This window comes from Idiomarina sp. 017G (assembly GCF_004362265.1).
Lineage (GTDB): Bacteria > Pseudomonadota > Gammaproteobacteria > Enterobacterales > Alteromonadaceae > Idiomarina > Idiomarina loihiensis.
On record NZ_SNWT01000009.1, the window covers coordinates 16,097 to 28,069 of the forward strand.

The 11,973-nt window shown below is 47.3% G+C and carries 14 protein-coding genes; 9 read left to right on the plus strand and 5 right to left on the minus strand.

Going from position 1 to position 11,973, the window contains the following annotated elements:
• Positions 1-3 precede the first annotated feature (3 nt).
• Positions 4-1,539 (plus strand): histidine ammonia-lyase, encoded by a 1,536-nt coding sequence (gene hutH / locus DEU30_RS11210; RefSeq protein WP_011235675.1) that lies wholly within the window; start codon positions 4-6, stop codon positions 1,537-1,539.
• 9 nt (positions 1,540-1,548) lie between these two features.
• Here the strand turns inward: hutH and DEU30_RS11215 are convergent, their stop codons facing one another.
• Genes DEU30_RS11215 through DEU30_RS11225 form a run of 3 tightly spaced genes read right to left on the minus strand, consistent with a single transcriptional unit; the run spans position 1,549 to position 3,804 of the window.
• On the minus strand, positions 1,549-2,451 hold the full coding sequence (locus DEU30_RS11215; protein ID WP_011235674.1) for a bifunctional GNAT family N-acetyltransferase/hotdog fold thioesterase: 903 nt from the start codon (positions 2,449-2,451) through the stop codon (positions 1,549-1,551).
• Positions 2,452-2,456: 5 nt separating this feature from the next.
• Entirely contained in the window at positions 2,457-2,894 is a 438-nt protein-coding gene (gene dtd / locus DEU30_RS11220; protein WP_011235673.1) for a D-aminoacyl-tRNA deacylase, read from the minus strand.
• Positions 2,895-2,949: 55 nt separating this feature from the next.
• Positions 2,950-3,804: a virulence factor BrkB family protein gene (locus DEU30_RS11225; RefSeq protein WP_011235672.1), complete on the minus strand. Its 855-nt coding sequence runs from the start codon at positions 3,802-3,804 to the stop codon at positions 2,950-2,952.
• 69 nt (positions 3,805-3,873) lie between these two features.
• Here DEU30_RS11225 and DEU30_RS11230 point away from each other — a divergent pair, with 69 nt between their 5' ends.
• The 5 genes from DEU30_RS11230 (at position 3,874) to DEU30_RS11250 (ending at position 6,589) form a co-directional block, all read left to right on the plus strand.
• On the plus strand, positions 3,874-4,596 hold the full coding sequence (locus DEU30_RS11230) for an SDR family NAD(P)-dependent oxidoreductase (protein ID WP_011235671.1): 723 nt from the start codon (positions 3,874-3,876) through the stop codon (positions 4,594-4,596).
• 69 nt (positions 4,597-4,665) lie between these two features.
• Positions 4,666-4,905: a hypothetical protein gene (locus DEU30_RS11235; protein WP_011235670.1), complete on the plus strand. Its 240-nt coding sequence runs from the start codon at positions 4,666-4,668 to the stop codon at positions 4,903-4,905.
• Complete coding sequence (locus DEU30_RS11240; protein ID WP_011235669.1) at positions 4,902-5,552, plus strand: DUF2959 domain-containing protein; 651 nt, start codon at positions 4,902-4,904, stop codon at positions 5,550-5,552. The genes DEU30_RS11235 and DEU30_RS11240 overlap by 4 nt, the downstream gene beginning before the upstream one ends.
• A gap of 18 nt (positions 5,553-5,570) precedes the next feature.
• The gene (locus tag DEU30_RS11245; protein ID WP_011235668.1) at positions 5,571-6,089 is read left to right on the plus strand and encodes an NAD(P)H-dependent oxidoreductase; all 519 of its coding nucleotides are present in this window, start codon (positions 5,571-5,573) and stop codon (positions 6,087-6,089) included.
• Positions 6,089-6,589, plus strand: a complete 501-nt coding sequence (locus DEU30_RS11250; protein ID WP_011235667.1) for an MgtC/SapB family protein — start codon at positions 6,089-6,091, stop codon at positions 6,587-6,589. Before DEU30_RS11245 ends, DEU30_RS11250 begins: the two co-directional genes overlap by 1 nt.
• On the opposite strand, the gene DEU30_RS11255 is transcribed toward DEU30_RS11250, so the two are convergent.
• Positions 6,586-7,200, minus strand: coding sequence for a TetR family transcriptional regulator (locus DEU30_RS11255; protein ID WP_011235666.1), 615 nt, complete (start codon positions 7,198-7,200; stop codon positions 6,586-6,588). The two genes, DEU30_RS11250 and DEU30_RS11255, sit on opposite strands and share 4 nt — an antisense overlap.
• 180 nt (positions 7,201-7,380) lie before the next feature.
• Between DEU30_RS11255 and DEU30_RS11260 the strand changes: the two genes are divergently transcribed.
• Positions 7,381-7,662: a DUF3081 domain-containing protein gene (locus DEU30_RS11260; RefSeq protein WP_011235665.1), complete on the plus strand. Its 282-nt coding sequence runs from the start codon at positions 7,381-7,383 to the stop codon at positions 7,660-7,662.
• Entirely contained in the window at positions 7,659-8,327 is a 669-nt protein-coding gene (locus DEU30_RS11265; protein WP_011235664.1) for a hemolysin III family protein, read from the plus strand. The genes DEU30_RS11260 and DEU30_RS11265 overlap by 4 nt, the downstream gene beginning before the upstream one ends.
• Before the next feature lie 75 nt (positions 8,328-8,402).
• Here the strand turns inward: DEU30_RS11265 and typA are convergent, their stop codons facing one another.
• Entirely contained in the window at positions 8,403-10,244 is a 1,842-nt protein-coding gene (gene typA, locus DEU30_RS11270) for a translational GTPase TypA (RefSeq protein WP_011235663.1), read from the minus strand.
• Between the two features lie 310 nt (positions 10,245-10,554).
• On the opposite strand from typA, the gene glnA reads away from it, so the two are divergent.
• The gene (gene glnA, locus DEU30_RS11275; protein WP_011235662.1) at positions 10,555-11,964 is read left to right on the plus strand and encodes a glutamate--ammonia ligase; all 1,410 of its coding nucleotides are present in this window, start codon (positions 10,555-10,557) and stop codon (positions 11,962-11,964) included.
• The last annotated feature ends 9 nt before the right edge of the window (positions 11,965-11,973 follow it).

Here is an 11,973-nt window from a genome sequence, read left to right on the forward strand (position 1 = left end):
TGCATGAGTCATTTTGAATTACAGCCAGGACAATTGCAGTTAAGTGAACTGCGCGACTGGTTTTATCAGCATCAGACACTAAAGCTATCTGATGAAGCTAAGGACAACATTGCGACTTCGGCGAAAACCGTTGCAGATGTACTTGAGCAAGGGCGAGTAGTTTACGGTATTAATACCGGTTTTGGGCTGCTGGCGAATACCCGTATTCCACCTGAGCGCTTGACTGATCTCCAGCGTCGTATTGTGTTATCGCACGCTGCGGGAACCGGCGATTTAATGGAAGACTCCGTTGTGCGTCTAATGCTGCTACTGAAAATTAACTCTCTGTCGCGCGGGTTTTCTGGCGTACGGCAAGTGTTGGTTGATGCGCTGATCAAGCTATTGAACGCCGAAGTGTACCCCTGCATTCCGGAAAAAGGGTCTGTGGGCGCATCCGGTGATTTAGCGCCGTTAGCGCACATGGTATTGCCATTAGTGGGTGAAGGTACGGTTCGTCACAACGGAAAGGTGCTAAACGCTGAGGAAGGTCTGAAAATAGCGGGTATTGAGCCGTTTGAGTTGGCACCGAAAGAAGGTCTGGCTTTACTGAACGGCACTCAAGCATCGACTGCGTTAGCTCTAGCCGGACTGTTCCGCATTGAGCGTAATTTCCATGCCGCCATTGTGGTGGGTGCGACTTCTGTGGAAGCCGCTATGGGCTCGCGTGCGCCGTTTGATGAACGTGTTCACGCAGTACGCGGCCAACCGGGGCAGATTAAAGCCGCCGAAATGCTTCGTCACGTGCTGACCGACAGTTCTGAAATTGCTAAAGACCACGAGAATTGCGAAAAAGTGCAGGACCCGTATTCTCTGCGTTGTCAGCCTCAGGTAATGGGTGCGGTGTTAGACCAAATTGAGCATGCCTCGGGTATTTTAGTGCGCGAAGCCAACGGAGTTACTGACAACCCACTGGTGTTCAGCGAAGAGCAGGACATTATTTCCGGTGGTAACTTCCACGCAGAGCCTGTCGCTATGGCAGCCGATATTCTGGCCATTGCTGCCAGCGAAATTGGTGCCTTGTCAGAGCGTCGTAGTGCCCTGCTCATAGACAGCCATTTAAGCAAGTTACCGGCGTTTTTGGTCAATGACGGCGGAGTTAACTCGGGCTTTATGCTGGCACAAGTTACCGCTGCGGCATTGGCGTCAGAGAATAAAACCCTGGCGCATCCGGCGTCTGTGGACAGTCTGCCAACGTCTGCCAACCAGGAAGACCATGTGTCTATGGCAACCTTTGCGGCGCGTCGGTTAACGGATATCGCTAAAAACGTCAGTGACATTATTGCGATTGAGTGGTTAGAAGCCGCACAAGGACTGGATTTCCGTCGCCCGTTGAAAGGTGCTGCTGCGGTTGAAACGGCGTTTAACTGTTTGCGTGAGCAAGTGGCGTACTATGCTGAAGACCGCTTCTTCGCGCCGGATATTAAAGCGGCTAGTGACCTGATTCAAAATGGTGAGCTGGCGGCAGTGGTGAAACTACCGCATATTTTGTCTGAAGTTTAATTCTGCGGGCTAGTCCCGTTTTGCCAGAACCACAAAGCGGCCGGTAAATTCTGCTACCGGCTGCTCTTCATCCAGTATCTGAGCCTTAATCGTTAAACGCGCATTTTTTCCTTGTTTTAACGCGGAAAAGTCACCGGTAACGTCGCTCAAACGCGCTATTGCCCGGGGTTCCTGGGTAACTGGCTTGTGATAGTGAATGTTACCATCGCCTAATACCACGGCTCCTTCCAGTTCCCGCTCTAACAGCTGTAAATGCAGCAATCCCCAGCAGGTTAAGGTACCCAGTGAGTAAATGCTGCCGGCAAACATGGTGCCGTGCACATTAATGTTTCGCGAGAGTACCGCGCGGGTTTCGAATACGCGACCGGTATACTGATGGATTTTAATGCCCATGGCGTCGGAAATAGGTATGTCTTCCTGCCAGGTTTTCTGTAGCTCGGTACACCACTCAGGCCGATAAATAATGCGGTTGTACTCAGTGAAGGACTTGCGTAAATGGTGTTCTGCCATGGGGTTATTTACGGTATCGGCTTCTTCCGCTACGTCGTAACCACACTTTTTATAAAAGCCAATGGTGTTGTCGCGTGAGTTGATCACCACATGCGTTGCGCCTTCTTTGCGCGCAGCAAGCTCAAGAGCGTAGATAATAGCGACCCCATGCCCTTCCCCCCGGTATTCAGGAGCAACCGCCATAAAGCGTATTTGAGCTTCTTCCGGGCTGTTAAAGTGAAGCCGGCCAACCGCAACGGGTTCCTCTGCTTCATTGACTACCATTCGGTGATGACCAACTTGATCGTATTCGTCTTGTTCAGAGCCTAAAGGGCGTTGAAAAGGCTCGCGCAGAACCCGCCAGCGAAGGTAGTAATAACGCTCGAGTTGTTCGTCTGTTTCCGGAGTAATAACGCGATACATAGGTGTTATACCTTCAATTCAAATGTGACCGGGCCGTCATTGACCAACTCAACCTGCATATCTGCTGCAAAGCGCCCGGTTTTTACCGGCAAGCCTTGCGCAGCCATTTGCTCACAAAAAACCTGATACAAATGCTGTGCCTGGTCGGGCGTTGCCGCTGAAGAAAAGCTGGGACGCCGTCCTTTACGAGTATCGGCCGCTAAGGTGAATTGAGAAACCACCAAAACTTCGCCCTGCGCATCGATAACACTATTATTCATTTTGTCTTCAACGTCACTAAACACGCGATAATTGGCTATGCGCTGAGCTAATTTGGCAGCACTGGCTTCGTCGTCTTTGTGTTCAACACCTAATAAGATTAACAGCCCGGGCCCGATAGAACCGACCAGTTCATCGGCAACAGTGACTTTGGCACGGCTAACGCGCTGAATGAGTCCGATCATGAGTACATACCTTTCAAAAACAGAACGGCTATGGTCGGCGAAAATGCAAAGCAGGTCAATCAGACTTCGGCTCAGGCTGCTGTAACTGGTACTCCTCTAAACTGACGGTTAAAACCGCACCAATGAGTACAATTAACCATGACAGATATATCCATACGATAAGAATTGGGATGGTTGCCAGTGCGCCGTAAATGGCCTGATAAGTCGGGAAAAAAGTAATGTACAGTGAAAACAGTTGTTTACTCAGCTCGAACAGAAGCGCGGCAATAACCGCCCCAAAGGCCGCGTAGCGGAATTTAACCTGACGGTTAGGCACTAACTGATACATGAGCACAAAGAATACAAAGGAGGTCACAATGGGTACGAACCACAAGACAAAGCTTTGTATGCCGGAAACATATTCATCAGCAAACTGGCTGAGCGACATCAAGTAAGAGGTTGCAGCCAAGCCCGATCCAATAAGCACCGGACCTAGGGTAAGTAGCATCCAGTAAACAGCAAAAGAAACCAACCAATGTCTGCTGCTGGAATCCCGCCATATGCTGTTCAATGCTTTATCGATGGCTGACATGAGCATAATGGCGACAATAAACAGGAAACCGACGCCAATTGCAGTCATTTTGGAGGCATTAGTCACAAACTCGTTAAGATATTCTTCCAGTTGTTCACCGGAAGTGGGTAAGAGATTCGCAAAAAGTGCCTGCTCAAGATTCTCTTTCAGCTCATCAAACATTGGAAATGCTGAGAAAACCGTAAACATAACGACTAGAAGGGGTACCAGCGACAGCATGCTGACGTAGGTCAGGTGACCGGCGGTGATATTGGTATTGTCGCTATTAAACCTTTGCCCAAAGTACTTTAGAAAGCCTAAGGTGTGGTTGAAATACGATTTCCATTCAATTTGCTTCATGGTGTATTGAGCTAATCCAGTTTTATTCACGTAGGGAAGTAATAACTATCATGATAGAGAGTCGTGCAAATGGCAATGGTGGTATTAGGTGCTGGCGGCGGATTAGGTCGGGCCATCACTCTGGAATTAAGCAAGCAATATCCCGATGAGAGGATATTCGCGTTGTCGCGGCAGCCTGAGGTGCCGGAAACAGACTCGTCAGATGTAACTTATTGCCGAATAGAAGACTACGATGAGAAAGCACTGGGCGCCTGGGTTAGTGAGTTTAAAAATAACGGTGAACAGTTAAGTGGCGTCGTCTCAACCATAGGTATGTTGCATGACGAAGAAACCTTTCCGGAGAAAAAGTTGACCGATATTACGGCAGACAACTTGAATAAGTTATTTTCCGTTAACGCAGTGAAACCCATGCTGGCGCTTAAGGCGTTTTTGCCAATTCTTGACAGAAAGAAGACCCGCTTTTGGGTACAGTTGTCAGCGAAAGTCGGCAGTATTGAGGATAACTATTTAGGCGGCTGGTACGCCTACCGCTCAAGCAAGGCCGGGTTAAATATGCTGTTGAAAACGGCGTCAATAGAGTTAAAGCGTACTCATAAAAACCTGATCGTGGCGGCAATACATCCGGGGACAACGGACACTCGTTTGTCTGAACCTTTTCAGGAGCGAATATCCACCGACAAACTGTATTCGCCTGAACTCTCTGCAGAGCGGATTGTGGCTGTAGTGAAAAACTTAAAACCGGAAAATACCGGAGCGTTATGGCATTGGGATGGTAGTCGTTTACCTTACTGATTTAGTTTGCTTTTTCTAAAGTAATGGCTCTTAATTGGTAAGCTGCATGTTAAGTGCAAGGAGAACACAATGTTGTATATTTTAGCTATTTTACTTCCCCCCGTCGCTATTTTACTGACGGGTAAAATTTTTCAGGCGATATTTAATGCGGTTATCGCTATTGTCGGCGTAGTACTTTTTATTGTCTCGCTTGGTGCGCTGGGAGCTCTTTATATTATCGCTATTCTTCACGCCATTATTGCGGTGCATGGTTATCACCGTGACAAACGCGACGAACGTATTATTAAAGCTGCACGAGGTGACAAATGAGAAAATGGACATTGCCGTTGGTAACGGTCTTCATGCTGTCAGCATGTCAAAGTGCTTACTATGGCACTATGGAAAAATTTGGCGTAGAAAAGCGCGATATTTTAGTCGATAGAGTGGATGATGCACGTGACTCACAAACCGATGCTCAGGAAGAGTTCCGTTCTGCATTAGAGCGTCTGGACGCTATGCTAAACATTGATGGTGGTAATCTGGAAAAGCAATATAACGCGCTGCTTGATGATTACGAAGACAGTAAATCTGCAGCAGAGAGCGTTCGTAGCCGTATCGACGAAGTTGACGAAGTAGCTAATGACTTATTCGACGAATGGAGCGAAGAGCTGGGTGAATACAGTAACGACACTATGCGTCGCGAAAGTGAGCGACAGTTACGCCAGACGGAACGCCGTTATGCCGAGTTGCTGAGGGTGATGGAGCGCGCGGCAGATAAGATGCAGCCGGTGCTGGATAAAATGCAGGATAACGTGCTTTATCTGAAACATAACCTGAATGCTAAGGCCATTGATGCTATTCGCGGTGAGTTTGGTAATCTGCAGAATGATATTTCCGCATTAATTAAAGACATGGAAGCGGCGGTAAGTGAGTCAAACCGCTTTATTGAAGCAATGAAGAGTTCTCAATCCGAATAATCAGGAGATAGTAATCGTATGACCGTTGTATTCATTGGTGGTAGCCGTCGTAAAGACTCGCTTAATGCCAAACTCAAACATCGTTTGGCTGAAGTTGCAGATAAGCATGGCATTCGACATGACATCGTTGATGCCGATGCGCTGGACGCGCCGATCTACCATGGCGACTTAGAGGCCGCAGATGGTGTTCCCGAGTCGATGAAAAAGTTGGCTGAAAAGATTCAGTCAGCCTCAAAAGTGGTTTTAGTCAGCCCTGAATATAATTCGTCGGTCTCTCCACTGATAAAAAATGCGATTGACTGGGTGTCGCGGGTTGAGACGCAGGCCTGGGCCGGTAAAACGGTATTATTGGCTGCTGCTTCACCCGGGGGGTTAGGGGGCATTCGGGGGCTAAGCCACTTGCGGGACATTCTTGGCAATGTGAAGGCATGGACTGCGCCGTTGTTTGCCTGCTGTCCGAATGCCAATGACGAAAGCATTGCGGCAATGGATGAAAGTTTTCTTAAGCAATTTTTAGAGCAAGGAGAGGCCAGCTAGTGATTGACTGGCAAGTTGTTCAGGAACTGGGTCCTTACTCATGGAATGGCATCGGCACTGCCCTGCTCTGTGGTGCCATTGTCGGGCTCGAGCGACAGGTTAGAGGCAAACCGGTTGGTATAAGGACCGCTGCACTTATCATCTTAGGTACCTATCTATTTTTAACTGGTGGCTCCTCGGTTGTCAGTCAGGGCGGCGATCCATCCCGCGTCATTGGACAAATTATTACCGGCATTGGCTTTCTTGGTGCAGGCGTTATGTTGGCTCGGGACGGTGTTGTAGTTGGTGTCACATCGGCGGCGACAATCTGGGCCCTGGCGGCAATTGGCATTGCAGTCGGTCTTGGTATGTACGGGGTTAGTATTGTGTTGTCGATGGTAATTGTTGGTGTATTGCTTGGTGTCGACTTACTGGAAGATACTTTTCAATCTTTGACCCGCGGCGTGCACCGAAAATACAATGGCTGGCGCCGCGGACGTGCAGACAGCAACGAGCCTTAGCGTGCTAACCCGTTAATATAGCTATCGATAGCCTGGTTGCCGTACTCCACTAAAGGAAAGTAATCCGGAGCAAGCAGCCAGTTATAAATAAGGCCGTCCACTAATGAAAACAAGCCAATAACCGCAACCCTGGGGCTAGCTTTTGAGGACAACTGACCTTTTTGGATAGCTGATTCAAACAACTTTTCGACTTCACAAATGCATTCGTTACGACCGCTAACATGCCGTAATTTTATAGGATTTACTTCGTCAATGTACTCGCACTTGTGAAGAAGGATGCTGGCAATAGAACGTACCTGGGGCTCATTTTGAACGCGAGCTAAAAATTCTTTAGAGCGGGCTTTTACTTCTTCTAAGGCATCGAATTCTAAACTCTCGGCTATTTGTTCCCGCATTTCATCGATCGGAAGAGAAATTCTTCCCATTAACGATTCAATGAGATCCATTTTATTTTCAAAATGGTGATAGATAGCACCGCGAGTGACACCCGCTTTTTCAGCCACTTGCATCATCGACGTTTGAGTCACACCATTCTCGCTGAATAAAGCCTCAGCAGCGTCTAATAACTTGGCGCGGGTCTCCATTGCGTCTTCTTTTGTGCGTCGAACCATGTTCGGCTCCTATTTCTTAACATCCGTTCATTATTATAGCGGCTTTTGCCTAATCATGCACCTATGTATGTATATTCTGATACAAGGTTTTTGAAACAAATAGGTAAAAGCGGTTGTGGAATGGACATTCGACCCTAATAATAAGGGTATACATTTAGTTAGAAAACGCTGAGGTGTGTGATGAAAAACGAACTTGATAACAAACTGATGTTGGATGCGTACGAAAAGATCCACACTCATGGCGAAGCTCGTCAGGGACGTCACTACTTGGACGGAATAGAAGCTTATACCGACCATGACGGTTATACCGTTTTTTTGGAAGGGCATGGTGTCACGCTAACCCTGCAGTTTCATAACTCATATAACTTAAAATACGACAATGAAAGACAGTATGACCAGTTTATAAGGGCACTCAAGAATATCAGTAAAGGTTATGAGACGCCGGGAATGGAACGAGGATGAGCAATCAGCATAAAGTCTATACCGTAAAGGAAGAGGTGGCTCATGCATTAACTCATGGCATTGGTGCCGTTTTAAGTATTGTTGCTTTAGTTTTCATGTTGATTTGGGCGGCGGCTTACGGTGATGGTTGGCATGTTGTTGCTGCGAGTATCTACGGTGCTAGTCTTATTCTGCTTTATACCGCTTCAACGCTTTATCATGCGTTTCCCTGGCCAAAAATGAAAGCGGTGTTTCAACAGCTTGATCATGCCGCTATTTACATTTTAATTGCTGGTACTTATACGCCATTTGCTTTAATCAATTTAAGAGATGCCTGGGGCTGGACCTTATTGGGCGTGGCTTGGGGAATTGCTTTGGTGGGTGTCGTGCTTGAGCTGACGCTGAAAAAGCGAATTGCCTGGCTGTCGCTTACTCTCTACCTTGGAATGGGCTGGATGGCGATTATTGCGATTAACCCGATGATTGATAATGTGGATGCAGGTGGCTTGATGTTGCTTGTCGCCGGCGGTTTAGCTTATACGCTGGGTGTTATCTTTTATGTCTGGAAATCTCTGCCTTATCATCATGCCATCTGGCATTTGTTTGTATTGGCGGGCAGCGTCTTCCATTTCTTCTCGATTTTCTACTTTGTATTGCCGCAACCGGAGTTGCTGAGTGCGAACTAGCTGATAAGCTGAATTTTGGTTATAAAAAACGCCCGCTAAAGTAGCGGGCGTCTTTTTATAACAGCTCTGCAAATCTTAACCGTTCTTCGGCTCACGACCTAAACGTTTACGATCGTTTTCTGTCAGTGCGCGTTTACGAATACGAATAGACTCAGGTGTCACTTCGACCAGTTCATCGTCATTGATGAATTCCAGTGCTTGCTCCAACGTTAAACGAATTGGTGTACTTAAGGTCTGTGCTTCGTCAGTACCAGAAGCGCGTACGTTAGTCAGCTGTTTACCTTTCAGGCAGTTTACTGTCAGGTCGTTTGAACGGTTATGAATACCGATGATCTGGCCTTCATAAACTTCATCACCGTGTGATGCAAATAACTTACCGCGCTCCTGCAGGTTAAACAGTGAGTAAGTCAGAGCTTTACCCTGAGCATTTGAAATCAGTACACCGTTACTACGCTGACCGATGGTTCCGCCTTTGTGCGGACCGTAGTGGTCAAACGTATGGTACATAAGGCCAGTACCTGAAGTCAGTGTCATGAATTCTGTCTGGAAGCCAATCAAACCACGGCTTGGTACTTCAAAATCAACGCGAACGCGACCTTTACCGTCTGGTGTCATGTTGGTCATTTCGGCTTTACGCAAGCCTAATTTTTCCATAACCGCACCTTGATGCTGCTCTTCAATATCAACCGTCATGGTTTCATAAGGTTCCATTTTCTTACCATCTTCGTACTTGATGATAACTTCTGGACGAGAAACGGCTAATTCAAAACCTTCACGACGCATGTTTTCAATAAGAACACCTAAGTGAAGCTCACCACGGCCAGATACGCGGAAACGATCCGGGTTGTCAGTTTCTTCAACACGTAAAGCTACGTTATGAACCAACTCTTGTTGCAAACGTTCAAGAATTTGACGAGAAGTAACAAACTTTCCTTCTTTACCTGCGAAAGGTGAGGTGTTTACCTGGAAGGTCATAGTTACTGTTGGCTCGTCAACGGTCAGTGGCTTCATAGCTTCAGCTTTACCAACTGCACACACGGTGTCGGAGATTTTTAGCTCGCCCAGACCGGTAATGGCGCAGATGTCGCCTGCTGCAGCTTTGTCCGCTTCAATGCGGTCAAGACCCAGGTAGCTAAAGACTTTACCAATTTTTCCGTTACGTTCTTTGCCGTCGGCACCAACAATAGTCACTTGCTGGTTCACTTTAACGCTACCGCGGGTAACGCGACCAATACCAATAACGCCTAAGTAGCTCGAGTAATCAAGCTGTGACACCTGCATTTGCAGGTCGCTTTCAGGGTCAGCATCGGGATGGCTTACCTTACTAACGATAGTTTCGAACAATGGCGTCATGTCGCCGTCTTGATCTTCTATGTCTAATGATGCCCAGCCGTTAAGCGCTGATGCGTAAACTACCGGAAAGTCCAGCTGTTCGTCAGTAGCGCCCAGGTTATCAAATAAGTCGAATACCTGATCCATCACCCAGTCAGGGCGTGCACCAGGACGGTCAACTTTGTTAATAACAAGAATAGGGTTCAAACCATGAGAGAAAGCTTTCTGCGTGACAAATCGAGTTTGAGGCATAGGACCGTCAACGGCATCAACCACTAACAATACGGAGTCTGCCATAGAAAGTACGCGTTCAACTTCGCCACCGAAATCGGCGTGTCCCGGAGTATCCAGAATGTTGATGCGGTAATCTTGCCAGTTAACCGCGGTGTTTTTGGCGAGGATAGTAATACCACGTTCTTTTTCAAGATCGTTGGAATCCATAATACGGTCTTCTATTTCGCCACGGCTTTCTAAAGTGCCAGATTGTTGCAACAACTTGTCGACTAGGGTGGTTTTACCATGGTCAACGTGCGCGATAATCGCGATGTTGCGTAATTTTTCTATATCAAATACCTGAATTGTCATTAAGAACTGCCTGTAGTTGTCCGGGAATGAAACCCGTCCAAGGGGTTTTGTGAAAAATAGCGGCGTATTCTACCTTTTTGAGTTGGATTAAGAAAGACCTGATTGTTTTTTGTTCGTTATATTTTTATGACGTTATCTTAGAATGTTACTTTTGCACCAATTTTGTGCGTTATGCGCTATACTGGTGCGTATTAATTTACGCATTATAGTGCTAAATGAACTAACTTTATGAATATAAACAAAAAAGTCAGTTGGCACAGGCTTTGCTATACTCAAGCTGTATTTTTAGACGCTGTCTACGGAGGACAACATGTCAGCTAATAAGATTTTCGATACCATCAAAGAACACGACGTAAAATTCGTCGATTTACGCTTTACCGATACTAAAGGTAAAGAGCAACACGTCACTATTCCGGTGTCGCAAATCGATGAAGACTTCTTTGAAGAAGGTAAAATGTTTGATGGTTCATCTATTTCCGGCTGGAAAGGCATTAACGAATCAGACATGGTACTGATGCCAGACAACGAGTCTGCGGTGATTGATCCCTTTACTGATGAAGTCACATTGAATGTACGTTGTGACATTCTTGAGCCGGAAACTATGCAGGGCTATAGCCGTGACCCTCGTTCAATTGCAAAGCGTGCGGAAGATTTCCTGCGCTCATCAGGCATTGCAGACGACGCTTACTTCGGTCCGGAACCTGAGTTCTTCCTGTTCAACGACGTACGTTTCCACACAGACATGAGTGGTTCGTTCTACAAGATTGACGCGGAAGAAGCGAAGTGGAACTCAGGCCGTGAATATTCAGAAGGTAACCTGGCTCACCGTCCTGGAGTAAAAGGCGGCTACTTCCCGGTACCTCCGGTAGACTCAGCGCACGACATTCGTGGCACCATGAGCTTAGTAATGGAAGACATGGGTATGGTTGTTGAAGCCCATCACCACGAAGTAGCAACAGCAGGTCAGAACGAAGTGGCTACACGCTTCAATACTCTGACTAAGAAAGCTGATGAACTGCAGGTTTATAAGTATGTGGTGCATAACGTCGCGCACTCTTACGGCATGACCGCAACCTTTATGCCGAAGCCACTGGTTGGCGATAACGGCTCTGGCATGCACGTGCATATGTCACTGAACAAAGGCGGCGAAAACTTATTTGCCGGCGACCAGTACGCAGGCTTGAGCGAAACCGCGCTGTTCTATATTGGCGGTATTATTAAGCACGCACGTGCCATTAACGCTTTTGCGAACGCCTCTACTAACTCGTACAAGCGTCTGGTTCCTGGTTTTGAAGCACCGGTGATGCTGGCTTATTCCGCCCGTAACCGTTCGGCTTCTATCCGTATTCCATTGGTTTCCAGCGCGAAAGGTCGCCGTATTGAAGTGCGCTTCCCTGACCCAAGTGCGAACCCGTACCTGGCCTTTACTGCGCTGTTAATGGCTGGCCTTGACGGTATCCGTAACAAGATCCACCCTGGCGATGCCATGGACAAAGATTTATACAATCTGCCTCCTGAAGAAGCGAAAGACATTCCGACCGTTTGTCACTCACTGGAAATGGCTCTGGACGCGCTGGATAAAGACCGCGACTTCCTTAAGCAAGGCGGCGTTATGGACGACGACATGATTGATGCCTACATCGATCTTAAGTACAACGAAGTAGAGACATTGAAGAAGACTACCCACCCGGTAGAATTCGATATGTACTACAGCGTTTAATGGTTACTG